This window comes from Prochlorococcus sp. MIT 1303, from assembly GCF_001631965.1.
Lineage (GTDB): Bacteria > Cyanobacteriota > Cyanobacteriia > PCC-6307 > Cyanobiaceae > Prochlorococcus > Prochlorococcus marinus_D.
This window is the reverse complement of the sequence record NZ_LVHK01000036.1, coordinates 56,636-71,100: the sequence shown is the minus strand read 5'-3', so window position 1 is coordinate 71,100 and position 14,465 is coordinate 56,636. Positions and strand designations below refer to the sequence as shown.

Below are 14,465 nucleotides of genomic sequence, written 5' to 3'. Positions count from 1 at the left end.
GTAAGCGCCCACTGACACCTCAAGCTTTCGCCATCAGCATCGCGTGGCCTGCGCTACAGGACTCAGCCCTTCGCGCAGTCCAAAAACATAGCCCATTTCATACCCAGTACGCAATCTTTTCTCAATCGCTCCCATCTCCATAGTTGCTTCCACTGTTGGTCAAGGCTGCCATCACTAGCGTTTGGCAAATGCATTGCATATCAGTCCATGGCCGGACGCTTAAACCAGCAAAACCAGAGGGTTCGTCCCAACTCCAATGAAGACCAGGTGGTGCAGCAGGTCAAGGAGCATTTCGAACGCACGCTGATCGAAGTAGGCGGCACTGTGGCAGGCAGCGTGGCGGCTCTTGAGCATCAGCCCCATAACAAAGCTCTCAATTACGGCGAGGTCTTCCTGCGCGACAACGTGCCCGTGATGATCTACCTGCTCACCCAAAAGCGTTACAAGGAGGTGAAGCAATTCCTCAGCGTTTGCCTAGATCTGCAAAGCACCACATATCAGACACGCGGGGTGTTCCCCACCAGCTTCGTTGAGGAACAAGGCGAGCTCATTGCTGACTATGGCCAGCGCTCAATCGGCAGGATCACCTCTGTGGACGCAAGCCTTTGGTGGCCCATTTTGTGCTGGCTTTATGTCAAGCGCAGCGGTGACAAAAACTTCGGCACCAACCAAAAGGTCCAACGAGGTGTGCAGCTGATGCTCGATCTCGTGCTGCATCCCACCTTCGAGGGCACTCCAGTTCTATTTGTGCAGGATTGCTCATTCATGATTGACCGCCCCATGGATGTTTGGGGGGCACCACTTGAAGTGGAAGTACTGCTCTATGCCTGCCTGCGCAGCTGCATCGAGCTGATGGAACTGAGTCGCAAGAATCATGTCAGTCGGCTTCTCGACCAACGTCTCTTACTGACCCGCCAATGGGTGCATGACCTACGTCAATTCCTGCTCAAGCACTACTGGGTCACCAGCAAGACCATGCAGGTGCTGCGAAGAAGACCCACAGAGCAATACGGCGACAACCAGCACCAAAACGAGTTCAACGTGCAGCCACAGGTCGTTCCCGACTGGCTTCAAGACTGGCTTGAAAACCGGGGTGGCTATCTCATCGGCAACATCCGCACCGGACGACCTGACTTTCGTTTTTACAGTCTCGGAAACTCCCTAGCCTGCCTGTTTGGGTTACTGACCGCCCCACAACAGCGCGCTCTGTTCCGACTGGTGCTTCACAACCGACAGCATCTGATGGCTCAGATGCCAATGCGCATCTGCCATCCACCCATGGAAGGGGCGGAATGGCAGAACAAGACAGGTTCAGACCCGAAAAACTGGCCATGGAGCTATCACAACGGCGGACACTGGCCCAGCCTGCTCTGGTTCTTCGGAGCCTCAATCTTGTTACATGAACGGCGTCATCCTGAGGCCGACGTGCTGCTAATGGGTGAAATGCGCGCCCTACTTGAGGAGTGCTACTGGAGCCAATTAAACCAACTGCCGCGTCAAAAATGGGCCGAATACTTTGATGGACCAACAGGCACCTGGGTAGGGCAGCAGTCAAGGACTTACCAGACCTGGACCATGGTGGGCTTTCTACTTCTCCACCACCTTCTACGCGTCTGCCCCGACGACGTGTTGTGGTTGGATCTCGATGAACTGCTGCCAACTCATGAGGTGGAAGCAACAAAAAACCCGGCGTAAAGCCGGGCCCATAGCAGCAAATCTTGACTTTTAAAAACTATTCAGAACAAACCCAGAGTTAGGGACTTGTCGATGGGAAGACAAGCACCGATGCCGAGATAAATAGTAATCATCGTTCCAAATAGAAAGAAGGCCATCGCAATTGGCCTGCGGAATGGATTCTGATACTTATTAACGTTTTCGATGAAGGGAATCAGCATCAACCCGAGAGGAACAAGGGTCTGCAACACGATGCCAAGCAGCTTATTAGGAACAACCCGAAGAATCTGAAACACCGGATAGAGATACCACTCAGGAAGAATCTCTAGAGGCGTTGCAAAGGGATCTGCTTTATCACCCAACATCGCGGGATCAAGAACAGCAAGACCAACAAGGCAAGCAAACGTGCCCAGAATCACGACTGGGAAGATGTAAAGGAGATCATTCGGCCAAGCAGGCTCACCGTAGTAGTTGTGCCCCATGCCCTTGGCCAGTTTCGCTCTCAATTTTGGATCAGAGAAATCGGGCTTCTTAAGAATGTGCATGGGATTTTGGCCGAATAGTTAGCGAATGAAGTAGGTGCTGAACTGAAATATAAAAAAGTGAAGTGGGATTTGAATCTGAATGATTGACGCTTACTTACAACGGACCTGAAATCCCCTGCTTTCTGATCATCAGGAAATGCATGAGCATGAACACTGCAAGTAGCCAGGGCAGCACAAAGGTGTGAAGGCTATAAAAACGAGTCAGGGTGGACTGCCCGACGCTCTCGCCACCGCGAAGCAATTCGACCATAAAATCTCCAACCACGGGAATAGCAGCAGGCACGCCTGAAACGATCTTCACAGCCCAGTAACCGACTTGATCCCATGGGAGGGAATAACCGGTGACACCAAATGAAACGGTGATCACAGCCATCACAACACCGGTAACCCAGGTGAGCTCTCGCGGACGCTTAAAGCCGCCGGTGAGGTAGACGCGAAAGACGTGCAAGATCAGCATCAACACCATCATCGAGGCGCTCCAGCGATGCACAGAACGAATCAACCAGCCGAAACTGACATCTGACATCAGATAGCTCACAGAGCTATAGGCCTCAGTCACAGTGGGCTTGTAGTAAAAGGTCATCGCGAAACCTGTCGCGAACTGAACCAGGAAGCACACCAGCGTGATTCCGCCTAAGCAGTAGAAAATATTGACGTGTGGAGGCACGTACTTTGAGCTGACATCGTCAGCTATGGCCTGAATCTCAAGACGTTCCTGAAACCAGTCGTAGACAGGTGAGGAGTTCGTCATGCAAATGAGGGTCCGGATTGCGAGAGTCTACTTAACGTCCTGCATGGACAGCACCCGGCATGAAGCCAATGTTGCCGACTACTAACTCCCGATCACATCCGCTGCGGCGCCTATGGCTTGCGTGGCTGAGCCTGGGTCTTGGCATGCTGCTGATGGCGACTCCAGCCATGGCATTGAATGATGCCCAACAACTGGTCGTTGAAAGCTGGCGGCTCGTTAACCAGGGATATCTAGACCCAGCCAAGTTCGATCAGGTGCACTGGCGAAGGCTAAGAGAGCAGGCATTAGAGAAAACAATCAACAGTAGTAACGAGGCCTATGAGGCCATCGAAGCGATGCTGCTTCCACTTGAAGATCCCTACACAAGACTATTGAGACCAGACGACTACACCGCCATAAAAGCCGCCAATTTGGGCAGCGAGATCAACGGCGTTGGTCTACAGCTGGGGGCCCGCGCTGAAGATGGCCAGGTCGTGGTTATCGCTCCGCTTGAAGGATCCCCCGCGGCCGATGCGGGCGTCACAAGCGGCACGGCCCTACTCAGCGTGGATGGCCAGTCTCCACAAGCCCTTGGACTCGAAGCCACAGCTGCAAGGCTGCGGGGAGAAGTGGGCTCACAAGTTGTAGTAAAACTGCAACCCCCAAATGGATCTAGCGAAGAACTCACCCTCGAGCGACGCAGTGTGGACCTCAGGCCAGTACGGACCCGCCGACTGAGGAGTGCTAAACACACCCTGGGCTACCTACGCATCACCCAGTTCAGCGAAGGAGTGCCCGAACAGGTCAAAGAAGCACTTCAGGAACTGTCAGAAAAAGAGATTGAAGGCCTAGTTCTAGATCTGCGCAATAACTCCGGTGGGTTAGTGAGCTCCGGACTAGCTGTAGCGGATGCCTTCCTGAGTGGCTCCCCAATCGTGGAGACACGCAACCGAGAGCGCATTAACGAAGCAATCCCTTCTGCAATTGAAACCCTTTATGACGGTCCGATGGTGACACTGGTCAACGGCGGGACTGCCAGCGCGAGCGAAATTCTGGCTGGTGCCCTCCAAGACAACAGCCGCTCACAGCTGCTTGGCAGCCGCACGTTTGGCAAGGGTCTGATCCAAACACTCACCAACCTGAGCGACGGCAGTGGCCTGGCCGTGACGGTAGCCGGATACATGACTCCAAGCGGCCGAGACATTCAAAACCAGGGCATCGAGCCGGATCGGATTCTGGATCCTCCTGAACCCCTCAATCCTGGAGGGGAAGAAGACCGTTGGTTGCATGATGCTGAACTCTGGATGGAGGCCCAAATCGACCGCGATCAGGATGCCCAGTTAGAAACCACAGAAGATCTTCAGCTCGATAGTGCTGAAGATGTTGAATTCAAAACTCAGCAGAATCGTGATGATCGATGAGTCTGCGCACATATCACGACCCTCTCCATCGCGGCATCACCCTCAATGCCAGCGATGCAGCAGAGGCCATGGTGATGCAGTTGATCGATGCGGCGCCATTCCAGCGGCTGCGCCGCATCCGTCAGCTTGGGCCAGCCTTCCTCACCTTTCATGGAGCTGAGTCCAGTCGCTTCACCCATTCCCTTGGTGTGTTTCATCTCGCACGCCTTGCTCTGGAAAGGTTGCTGCAGTTCGACTCAGGCCTAGAGGAACATCGCGGACTGCTCTATGGAGCGGCCCTACTGCATGACCTCGGCCATGCCCCCCTAAGCCATACCGGAGAAGAAATATTTGGTCTGGACCATGAGACCTGGTCGGCGCGTTTAGTCAGAGAACATCCCACCGTGCGTGAGCCACTTGAGGCCTACGCCCCGGGCACTGCAGATGGAGTAGCCAATCTTCTTGAACGGGGCAGTTCACCCCACAGCGTGATCAAGGCTCTGGTTAGTAGCCAACTGGACTGCGACCGACTCGACTATCTCTTGCGAGACAGCTACAGCACAGGCACCCATTACGGCCAGCTCGACCTCGAGCGAATCCTCTCCGCCCTCACCCTGGCGCCTGATGGAACCATGGCCATTCATCCAAAAGGCCTAATGGCAGTTGAGCACTACCTGGTCGTACGCAACCTGATGTACCGCAGTGTCTATAACCACCGTCTCAATGTTGTTTGCAACTGGCTGCTTGAGCAGGTGGTACGCACCGCTCGCCAACTCGGAGCTGCTCATGTTTGGGCCGACAAGATCATGGCCACCTGGCTCTGGAGCCTCAATCAACTCGACCTCGACACATTCCTCGCCAATGATGACCTGCGCACCGGCTATCACCTCCTGCGTTGGCAAGACGAGGGACCTGCACCTCTAGCCGAACTCTGCAAACGCTTCCTCAATCGCCACCTACTGAAAGCCCTTGCAGTGGAACATCTGAGCCATAGCAACCAGCTAGAGGTCCTCACTCTGACTCGGCAACTAGCTGAACGCCAAGGCTTCGATCCAGCGCTCTGCTGTGGATTACGCCATCAGCAACAGCGCGGTTATCACCCCTACAAAGGAGGGCTGCGTCTTTGGGATGGAAGGCAATTGCGAGCCCTCGAGCAAGCCTCTCCTCTGGTCGCCAGCTTGATTACCCCAGCCGACTCTTCATGGTTGATTTATCCCCGAGAGATTCATGGGGAGCTTCAAGCTGCGCTGGCAACCTAGACGGACTGGCCTAGCGTCCTCATCTGACAAGGGTCTTGGAGATCGAGGTGGGCGAGCCTGAGGCACAACGACTCACACTCCCCTGGTGCCGAGAAGCACATTGGCGAGAAACATTGCCGGCCAAGCTCAATGAACTTGATCCTGGACCCACCGAACTCGATTGCCGCGACTGGCAACTTGGTTGCCGGGACCTGCATCAGCTGATGGAGCTGCTGAACAAAGAAGGAGTGACGCTGACCAGAATTCACGCCAACTTGCGAGAAACCCTTGTCAGCGCTGCTGCTCTGGGTTATCCAACGCATATGGCCTCTCCACAGGGAAACAGCTCCAAAACACGCTCTGGCGATACACAACCCAAGTCCAAGACACCCCAAAAACTGCTCTTCCACCAAGGCACTCTGCGATCAGGAGACCATCTGAGCGCAGAAGGAGACGTGCTGCTACTCGGGGATGTCAACCCCGGCGCACGCATATCAGCTGGAGGCGACGTGATGGTTTGGGGCCGACTCCGCGGCATTGCTCACGCCGGACAGGACGGCGACACCAAAGCAAAAATTGTGGCTCTACAACTCAGGCCACTTCAACTGCGTATTGCCGATGCAGTTGCTCGAGGCCCTGAAGATCAACCCCAACCTGGCTTAGCAGAAGAGGCCCGACTTGAAGCAGGCACAATCATGATCGAGCCTGCTAGGGCTAACAGATTCAACGGTTAATTCTTCAGCCTCAAAAGGCAAACACACATCACGATTAAGCCTCCGGCTAATGCCCCGTTGAACAAAGCCCATTTGTTCCATTGCAAACCTTGGACCATTTCTCTTGGGCCTATTGCCTACGCCACTTAAGCTGACCGAACTTTTCAATGGCCCGTGGCGCCAACGACACGCACCATTCTGATCTGCTCCGGAAAAGGAGGTGTCGGCAAAACCACCCTCACCGCCAACCTGGGTATCGCTCTTGCCAAGCTTGGAGTTCAAACCGTTGTGTTGGATGCCGATTTTGGCTTGCGCAACCTCGATCTCCTGCTGGGCCTGGAGAACCGAATCGTCTACACCGCCCAGGAAGTGCTTTCAGAGAACTGCAGGCTTGATCAGGCATTGGTGAAACACAAGCAGGAGCCAAACCTCTCGCTTCTGCCCGCCGGGAACCCCCGCATGCTCGAGTGGCTCAAACCTGAGGACATGCAACGCATTGGCGCGATGCTGGCCAAGCAATTCGACTATGTATTAATTGATTGTCCCGCGGGGATCGAAGACGGCTTCAAAAATGCTGTTGCTGCCGCCAAGGAAGCAATCGTGATCACAACCCCTGAGGTTTCGGCAGTGCGCGATGCCGACCGTGTCATCGGCTTACTGAACACCCATGGCGTAAGCCCTGTTCAGCTGGTGCTCAACAGGGTGCGTCCAAAGATGATGGCCAATCAAGAGATGCTGGCCGCAGACGACGTGACCGACATCCTGGCGCTGCCCTTGCTTGGTTTAGTTCTAGAGGACGAACAGGTGATTGTGAGCACCAACCGTGGAGAGCCGCTCACCCTCAGTGCCACCAACTCTCCAGCCTCTCGTGCCTACTCCAACATTGCGCGTCGCCTGCAAGGGGAAGATGTTCCTCTGATCGATCCGGCCAAGGAAGGATTGGGACTACGCGAAAAGGTGTGGCGTTTGATGCAAACCAAGATCTTTTGACGTAATGGCAACCACTCTGCGAGACATCCTTGACAAATTGCTGGGCCGCCAACCAGCCAGTGCCAAAACGGCAAGGGAGCGCCTTCAGCTGGTGCTTGCCCATGACCGCAGCGATCTAAGCCCTGAACTGCTCGATCAAATGCGCCGCGAAATCTTTGAGGTCGTTGCCAAGTACGTGGAGATTGACATTGAGGGAGGGGACGTAAGCCTTGAAACCGAAGATCGCATGACGGCCTTAGTGGCTAACTTGCCGATCAAACGTTCCCAAGCCAAGGCTGTCAGTAACCAAGAGAAGGCTGTCATTAACCAAGAGAAGGCTGTCAGCAGCCAAGAGAAGGTTTCCAACAGCCAAGAATCCGTTTCAACTCCTGAAGCAATGGAATAGAGCGGAGAAGAGGGGGAATCCTCAAGGAAATTGCTTTGCTGCTATGCAGCCAAAAAATCAATCAAACTCTTTTCCATTGCCTCCATCAGCTGGACCGCAACGACTAAGCCCAGCGGAGCAATCCGTGGTGACTTTGTTGCTTGAGGGTCTCAGTAACAAAGCCATTGCACAAAGACTGATCCTTAGTCCACGAACCGTGGAAAGTCACATCAGCCATGCCCTCGCCAAAACCGGCTGTCAAAGCCGACTCGAACTCACCTTGTGGCTGATTGCCAACTGTCAGCCAGAAGCACCCACCTCCGTCGTTACACTTCCGGGATTGCCGGCTTAGCTCAGTGGTAGAGCAGCGCTTTTGTAAAGCGAAGGCCATCGGTTCAAATCCGTTAGCCGGCATTTCAGAATGATGAATGTCAATAGTCCAAGCTGCCAAACAAGAAGATCAAGGCAGCACAAGAGCCCTTCCTTTTGGACACACTTGTCGAACGTCCTGTCTTAAAGAACTCTTCAAACCCCTCAACCATCAGCCTGATCCTTCACCTTCCCTGCGAGCAACCAAGCTCCAAGCAACAACAGCACCCAACCCAGACCCCGTAATTCAAAAATCGGTGTAGTAATCACAGTCGCCTGCTCTAACAGCCAATGAAAGCTGGCCTGAAGAAGAAATACCAAGCCGATCAGCCAGAGCATGTGAAGGAAGGCAATTTAGGCATCAAAGCCACTTTCACGTGACTGACAACATTGTGAAGAGTTGATGGTGACCATCATTGAACAACTGTCTAAGTTCTAGAAGCCGCGATCAAAGGATCTGAAGCTTACAAAGAGGTTCTAACCATAAACTCAAAAAATGCCACCAACCAACCAGAACTATCGACAACACTGAACACGGGGGCAACGACCAAGACAATCGTAAGAAAACCTTGATCAGGGAATCAGATCCAATAGCAAGATATGAAAGCAAACAAAATGCAAAATAGCAGCTCAAAAATCTCCAAGGACAATCAAGCTCCACTGCTAATGGAGATTGCTCAATCCCATTTGATGAGAGAAAAATGCATCAAAAACAGGAAGCAAACACAACAAAAGGTAATGAAGGATTGATGGCCCCAATGGTATTTAGGCCTAATAGAGAAGGTCTTGCTAGGATCCTGCTAAAATAAGAGCCAAGGCAATGAGGTTTATAGAATTCCTGGACCAGCGCTTCTGCAATTCACAAGAGATTAGAGAGATTAACCATCGAGGCATATCTGCAGGATTTGACGGCTTCAGAGAAGTGTGGGAACTCGATTATCTTTACGAGCATTTTGAAGCCGATATCCATGAGATAATAGAGGAGACAGGATATGTAGACTCTGACTTGAAAGACGAATATGACAACGAAGAGACACTTAGAATGAAACTCGTATGGTTTGCAGTTAGCACATATTGCCTAAGCAGAACTGATGCTCTTGTCGAGGGAAAAGATCAGGGTGTTTAGCAATGATTGACAACGGGAAAGTTGACAACATGCCAAGCGATTACTCTGATAGTAATGAAATCTCAACAGCCAGTTCAAAAACTATTGCCACTGAAATTCACGCCTACTATATCCATGAGATTGTCGTCGCACTAGGCTGCCTACTGAGATGGTCAAAGCCAAATAAAGGATTGGACGAAGTCGTCAAATGGATTGCTTCAGACAAATTCGCCTTATCGAAGATCAAATCGATTGCAGCAAGCAAAAAAGAAGAAGTATCAAGGTTGCTAACTGATTCAATCAGAGAAACCCAATATCGCCTTGACGTCACTGCCATCAAAGCCTCTATACGAACGTTACTTCACTCATCCCAATCCAAAAGGAATAATCTAATGAAGTTTGTTGAGGCTATTCTTGCGGGTGATCCAAGTCAAGCAGGTGCAGTAAAGACATTGAGAGATGATCTAATGAAGAAAACAATCGAACTTGGCTACCCAATTCCAATAATGCCACAACCTACAAGTGCACAAGTTGCAGAAATCAACAAACAGCAAAAGAATCCTGTCAAGCTTCTGAGTGTTACTACAACCATCCGAAAACTTGCAATAAAGCTGAATCAAGGCGAGCTAGTGTTCGACAAGCAAACATTTGAGCTTGGCATCAAAAATGAGGTTTTGAAATTTTTTACTGAAGAAGAGACTAAGAAGCTGGGCGACTTATTCCCCAAGCATCTTCAAGAAGGAATCGCCTTAGGCTTTCTTAACTTTGGCCTTTGCCGAAGAAATAACGGCTGGCACAAAGATTCAAATGGTCGGGACATTGTTGATCTAAACAATTCAAGTCCTGAATAAAAAGCAAAGGAAAATATTAAAAACCTGATCATCAATCAACCTCACCGTGCCTTAAAAGCCTCATCAACCAGCACAAAGATCAACTCACAAGGCATGCTTTGCCTCTTATTGCATTAATGAGTATCAATAACAATGGCCCGCATACGCCATTGAAATAGAGCAATTAACCACTGATATGGCGTTGCCTAACGAAATTAAATGCTTTAACGAGCCTTGCGACAAGGTTTCGCAACAGTTTAAAAATGCAGGGATTATTAAGGTCTTGGCACTTCGGCTCTGGTATTTCTATGTTTAAACAGCATCTCAAGGTATTGGGTGAAGCTCACAAAACTCTCTCAATCAGAGTTCGACAGAGGCTGTGAGCTCAACAATGTTTTAAAAGAGTGTTGGAAAGCTTTTTACAGCCTGACTGCTCAAATGAATAATGTGGAGACAGATAGCGCAAAATATCTTCAACTAGACAAGCTTCGCCAGACTTGTGAAAGAAATATTGGCGAATTCAAGCACGAGCTAGATGAACTCAACTGGCTGTTAAGAATAGGGATTCGTGACTAAGCAGCAGAACCGCAAAAGCTTGACAGCCAACCAACAAAAGCTCTTCCAAAGCAACATCCTCAACAAATCACCCTTGTTAAGAGAAGTTTTTTACATCACTGAAGTTATCTCTGCAATACACCTCTTATCCGACCTTGGTTAGACCATTGGAATAGCCAAGCTCTCTTGATCGCGCGATTCATTCAAAGCTCAAGCACCACTGCACCACGTCGTAACTCATGCCAACGCCCGGTCCCTTGCCAAGCCACCACCGTGCTGGCCAAACCAGAAGGCGTCGGCCATGGCAATGGCCCCAACAATGGCAATCCTGGGAAACAAATATGAGCAGCATCTGCAGAGAACGTGGGCGCAGCACCAGACAAATTCGCGCTCGTGGTAGCTAGCGGCCCGCTCTGCTTCAGCAAACACCTAATCACTCCACAATCCGGTACTCGCAACCCAAGCGTGAAAGCTCCAGGATTAAGAGCCTCAACAAGCACACCCGAAGCCGGTACAACCAAGGTGAGGGCACCTGGCCAATAGCGCCTGGCCATCGACCAGGCATCCTCCAAAGCAAGCGGCGAAACATGCGCAAGTAACTCTTCAGGAGTCGCTGCCATCAGGATCAGAGGTTTGTCGGCCGACCTCTGCTTGATGGTCCACAACTGTGCAGAATGAACAGGAGCGGCCGCCAAAGCTGGCAAGGTGTCTGTGGGCAACAATGCCGCTGAACCAGCATGCAATCTGGATGCCAAGGCACTGGCGTCAAGAACAGCCGAAGGCAGAAGTGCCATGTTTCAAAGAGTCGTGATGTTCAGGATGCCGAGCAATGGCAAAGCGCCTTACCCCCAGTAAATCTGACTTGTACTCCACATTCTCCAAACCCTGCTGATGCATCAAAGCCAGCACGGCATCGCTCTGGTCATGGTGGTGTTCCAAGAACAGCCAACCTCCAGGCTCTAAGGCCTGCATGGCACCAGCAATGATTTGACGAGTCGCCACCAACCCATCAGCTCCCCCGCATAGAGCCAAATGCGGCTCATGATCACGGACCACAGGTTCAAGTTGAGCCATTACAGCCTCTGGGATGTAGGGAGGATTGACCAGCACCAAGCTGAACTCTCCCCACCAAGGCCGCAATGGCTCCCACCAACTGCCCTGATGCAGCTGCCATAAGGCATGGGGCGCAAGCCTTTGCAAGTTCCGTTTCGCCAAAGCCAAGGCCTCGATGCTGCAATCCACTGCATGTCCACGCCAAACAGGGAGAGCGCGAGCCAATGCCACAGCTAGTGCTCCTGAACCTGTCCCCAAATCGGCCCAGCGACCAAAAGGTTTCCGAGCCAATGCTTGCAAAGCAAAATCCACCAACAGCTCAGTCTCCTGACGGGGAATCAATGCCGCCGCACTGACCTCCAGCTCAACGTCCCTCCAAGGGCAGCAACCGATCAAATGCTGAAGAGGAGTGTGATGATCAAGATGTTGTTTCCAGATCATTGCCAGCTGATCAAGGGATCGCTCAAGCAGCACTGAACGTCGTGGATCGAGATAAAGCTGCTGAAGATCGCTCCAGCGCAAACCTCCACCCAAATCAAGCAACCAATCAAAATCAACAGCACGGCCTCCTTCAGCCAACTGCAAACGACGCCAGGCCAATAGCTCTGCTGCGGAAATCTCCAGCAATGCCATCGAAACAGGCTAGGCCAAACGCCAATGCAACCCAGGCTCTGCCACCACAACACCCTGCAACTCCAACTGCAGCAATTGTTCTGTCAATCGTGCCGAAGACAGATTCAGACCGGTCATCAAATCCTCCAGGGACACCCCATCGCCAATGGCCTGTAACAGTGCTCTATCGCCATGCTGGCCGGTTCGTGAGCTAGAGCGAGAACCAGATAAATCAAAAGCAACCGAAGGAGAATGAACCGCCAGCGGACCAGTACCAAGTTGTTTTACAAGAGCTTCAGGGCTTAGCAAAGGGGAAGCCTGATCCAACAACAAAGCATTGCTACCGAGGGCCGACCATCGCCTTGCATCTCCGGGCACGACAAACAGCTGACATTGCTGCTCTATTGCCCGCCGCGCTGTTATCAAGGCTCCACTTCTCTCGGGGCACTCGACTACGACCACAGCCTTTGCCAAGGCCACCAATAAGCGATTACGGGCTGCAAAACAACCGCGCTTGACCAAAATCTCCCGAGGCTGCTCTGTGACTAGCAGCCCTTGAGCCCCGACCAGAGCTTGAAGGCCCTCATTCTGCCGGGGATAGACCTTCTGCAAAGGTGTGCCCAGCACGCCCACAGGCGCACCACCGCCTTCCAAACAGCCGCGATGGGCAGCCGCATCAATCCCTTCTGCAAGGCCACTAATCACAGGCCAACCCGCTAGTGCCAAAGCACGACCCAATGCTTCAGCCACACGCAAACCATGGTTCGAAGGCCTTCGTGTGCCAACAATTGCTACCGCCCTACGGGCCCCAAGGCATCCCAAAAGCTCCTGCCGGCCCTGCCAAAAAAGCGCCAAAGGGGGGCGCTTCAAGGCACGAAACCCTTCCGGCCAAAGCAAATCCACAGGCAACAAGACATCCTCCGGCACGTCGAAACTTGGACAAGTTCCCCACTTGCTGCGGTGGAGGCTCAAGTCTTTGAACAAGGCTGTCGGCCAGGAGAGCACCTTGCGCAACCTTTCCTCAGGCCAAGTCCATAGCTCAGCCAGACTGACCTCGTGAGCCTGGCCTAGCGCCTCGAGGTCCGCCATTCGAGCAGTTCCAATCCCTGGACAGCGGCTCCAAAGCCACCACCAATGCCGACGTTCCACAAGTAAAATAGTACGCATGAACCAATGATCTTATAGGCGCGGCACGGCCCCCTGCTGTAGTTGCCGTAAAGCACTCGCAAGAGGCTCTGGGGGTTGACGTAGCACCCGCCGCCTCGAGCCCATGACATTGAGCAGGACAAGATCCACCTGAGCATCAGCGACCCGATCCCCTGCCTCCGATGCAAAAACTGTGAACCAGGGCCATCGCACCCCATCGCAGGGCAGAGACCAACTCTCCAGCTCTACCACCTCACCATGGCGAAGCGCACGACGATAGTGAATCTCAAGACGCACCACAGGCATCTCCAATCCGGCTGCGGAGATGCGCTCATAGGGCAAACCTACCTGCGCCAAAGCCTCCACTCGAGCCTCCTCCAGCCATGCCAAATAGGCCCCATGCCACATCACCCCAGCGTGATCTGTGTGCTGCGGCAACACCCTCTTACGCAGCTTCCAAGGCTGAGTCTTCTCACTCTTCATCAGCATGCTGGACTCCTAGCTCACTCGCCATAGGCTGCTGCAAAGCCTGGTAAAGCTTGCAAAAGAACCTACTGACCAAGAACTAGCTCGAAGCAATGCTGAAAATGCTCTACCCGAACTGACCTTCCCAAGTTCAAAACAGCTGATATCTGTCGGCTAAGTCTGGATTCCTGAAAGTTGTCCATCTAGATAGTGGAACCCCACCAAAAGAGTTGTAACCCCTTCCCCCCGAGAAATTGGCAAGTCAATGAGAATCAGCCCCAACGCAATGAGAACACCCATCAAGCAGGGATGAATCAAAGCGAGTGTGACCCAGATGGCGGTTGAAGAGAACGAAGATCTAGTTTCAATTGCTTGAGAGAGTCGCCAAGAAGAACTTATCAAGGGCCTTTTGGACCTCGACAAGCTGGTTGGGAGTTCCGGTGAGCAACTTCACCTGAGTTGATGAAACCGCTTCAGTCCTGATTGACCAGGACCAAGAACGCAGTTGAAACTGGCAAGCGGATGGCCTTCAAACCAGCAAGAAGTTGTTCAGCTTTTGTTGCTGTTGGTCTGGATGTAAAGACCAATCAGAAACAACATCGGAACCGCTACGAACAGAAGGGTGGCTAGGAAGCCGAAGTTGTTTACAGGCATGGCCGCAGAGGATTACTCCGCG

The 14,465-nt window shown here is 52.4% G+C and carries 18 protein-coding genes and 1 tRNA gene; 11 read left to right on the top strand and 8 right to left on the bottom strand.

Annotated features, from left to right (window positions below; all coding sequences use genetic code 11):
- The first annotated feature begins 207 nt into the window (after positions 1-207).
- Positions 208-1,695, top strand: a complete 1,488-nt coding sequence (locus tag PMIT1303_RS04035; RefSeq protein ID WP_063397618.1) for a glycoside hydrolase 100 family protein — start codon at positions 208-210, stop codon at positions 1,693-1,695.
- Between the two features lie 41 nt (positions 1,696-1,736).
- Here the strand turns inward: PMIT1303_RS04035 and petD are convergent, their stop codons facing one another.
- Together petD and petB are read right to left on the bottom strand one after the other, a co-directional pair.
- On the bottom strand, positions 1,737-2,219 hold the full coding sequence (gene petD / locus PMIT1303_RS04030; RefSeq protein WP_011826790.1) for a cytochrome b6-f complex subunit IV: 483 nt from the start codon (positions 2,217-2,219) through the stop codon (positions 1,737-1,739).
- Between the two features lie 94 nt (positions 2,220-2,313).
- Positions 2,314-2,970: a cytochrome b6 gene (gene petB / locus PMIT1303_RS04025; RefSeq protein WP_011131016.1), complete on the bottom strand. Its 657-nt coding sequence runs from the start codon at positions 2,968-2,970 to the stop codon at positions 2,314-2,316.
- Positions 2,971-3,029: 59 nt separating this feature from the next.
- On the opposite strand from petB, the gene ctpZ reads away from it, so the two are divergent.
- From ctpZ to PMIT1303_RS03990, 7 genes are all read left to right on the top strand, one after another.
- Positions 3,030-4,370: a carboxyl-terminal processing protease CtpZ gene (gene ctpZ / locus PMIT1303_RS04020; protein WP_063397617.1), complete on the top strand. Its 1,341-nt coding sequence runs from the start codon at positions 3,030-3,032 to the stop codon at positions 4,368-4,370.
- Complete coding sequence (locus tag PMIT1303_RS04015) at positions 4,367-5,608, top strand: HD domain-containing protein (RefSeq protein ID WP_063397616.1); 1,242 nt, start codon at positions 4,367-4,369, stop codon at positions 5,606-5,608. Before ctpZ ends, PMIT1303_RS04015 begins: the two co-directional genes overlap by 4 nt.
- Before the next feature lie 35 nt (positions 5,609-5,643).
- Positions 5,644-6,321 carry a septum site-determining protein MinC gene (gene minC / locus PMIT1303_RS04010; protein ID WP_063397615.1) on the top strand — a complete coding sequence of 226 codons (678 nt, stop codon included), beginning with the start codon at positions 5,644-5,646 and terminating at the stop codon, positions 6,319-6,321.
- A 153-nt stretch (positions 6,322-6,474) separates the two neighbouring features.
- Positions 6,475-7,290, top strand: coding sequence for a septum site-determining protein MinD (gene minD, locus PMIT1303_RS04005; protein ID WP_011826794.1), 816 nt, complete (start codon positions 6,475-6,477; stop codon positions 7,288-7,290).
- 4 nt (positions 7,291-7,294) lie between these two features.
- Positions 7,295-7,675, top strand: a complete 381-nt coding sequence (gene minE, locus PMIT1303_RS04000; protein WP_063397614.1) for a cell division topological specificity factor MinE — start codon at positions 7,295-7,297, stop codon at positions 7,673-7,675.
- 76 nt (positions 7,676-7,751) lie between these two features.
- Complete coding sequence (locus PMIT1303_RS03995) at positions 7,752-8,006, top strand: response regulator transcription factor (protein WP_231901303.1); 255 nt, start codon at positions 7,752-7,754, stop codon at positions 8,004-8,006.
- A tRNA-Thr gene (locus PMIT1303_RS03990) sits at positions 7,997-8,068 on the top strand. Before PMIT1303_RS03995 ends, PMIT1303_RS03990 begins: the two co-directional genes overlap by 10 nt.
- 120 nt (positions 8,069-8,188) lie before the next feature.
- Here the strand turns inward: PMIT1303_RS03990 and PMIT1303_RS13755 are convergent.
- Positions 8,189-8,362 carry a hypothetical protein gene (locus PMIT1303_RS13755; RefSeq protein ID WP_011826804.1) on the bottom strand — a complete coding sequence of 58 codons (174 nt, stop codon included), beginning with the start codon at positions 8,360-8,362 and terminating at the stop codon, positions 8,189-8,191.
- Between the two features lie 481 nt (positions 8,363-8,843).
- Here PMIT1303_RS13755 and PMIT1303_RS03985 point away from each other — a divergent pair, with 481 nt between their 5' ends.
- The 3 genes from PMIT1303_RS03985 (at position 8,844) to PMIT1303_RS03975 (ending at position 10,534) form a co-directional block, all read left to right on the top strand.
- Positions 8,844-9,149, top strand: coding sequence for a hypothetical protein (locus tag PMIT1303_RS03985; RefSeq protein WP_063397612.1), 306 nt, complete (start codon positions 8,844-8,846; stop codon positions 9,147-9,149).
- A gap of 2 nt (positions 9,150-9,151) precedes the next feature.
- Positions 9,152-9,979 carry a hypothetical protein gene (locus PMIT1303_RS03980; protein ID WP_063397611.1) on the top strand — a complete coding sequence of 276 codons (828 nt, stop codon included), beginning with the start codon at positions 9,152-9,154 and terminating at the stop codon, positions 9,977-9,979.
- Between the two features lie 315 nt (positions 9,980-10,294).
- Positions 10,295-10,534 (top strand): hypothetical protein, encoded by a 240-nt coding sequence (locus tag PMIT1303_RS03975; protein WP_063397610.1) that lies wholly within the window; start codon positions 10,295-10,297, stop codon positions 10,532-10,534.
- Between the two features lie 182 nt (positions 10,535-10,716).
- On the opposite strand, the gene PMIT1303_RS03970 is transcribed toward PMIT1303_RS03975, so the two are convergent.
- The 5 genes from PMIT1303_RS03970 to psbM form a co-directional block, all read right to left on the bottom strand.
- Positions 10,717-11,307, bottom strand: a complete 591-nt coding sequence (locus PMIT1303_RS03970; protein WP_063397609.1) for an L-threonylcarbamoyladenylate synthase — start codon at positions 11,305-11,307, stop codon at positions 10,717-10,719.
- Complete coding sequence (gene prmC / locus PMIT1303_RS03965; RefSeq protein WP_063397608.1) at positions 11,279-12,199, bottom strand: peptide chain release factor N(5)-glutamine methyltransferase; 921 nt, start codon at positions 12,197-12,199, stop codon at positions 11,279-11,281. The genes PMIT1303_RS03970 and prmC overlap by 29 nt, the downstream gene beginning before the upstream one ends.
- Before the next feature lie 9 nt (positions 12,200-12,208).
- A complete protein-coding gene (locus tag PMIT1303_RS03960) occupies positions 12,209-13,345 on the bottom strand; it encodes a DNA-processing protein DprA (RefSeq protein WP_063397607.1) in 1,137 nt (378 codons plus the stop codon).
- Between the two features lie 12 nt (positions 13,346-13,357).
- Complete coding sequence (locus PMIT1303_RS03955) at positions 13,358-13,813, bottom strand: acyl-CoA thioesterase (protein WP_063397606.1); 456 nt, start codon at positions 13,811-13,813, stop codon at positions 13,358-13,360.
- Between the two features lie 525 nt (positions 13,814-14,338).
- Entirely contained in the window at positions 14,339-14,443 is a 105-nt protein-coding gene (gene psbM / locus PMIT1303_RS12765; protein WP_011131030.1) for a photosystem II reaction center protein PsbM, read from the bottom strand.
- Positions 14,444-14,465: the final 22 nt, after the last annotated feature.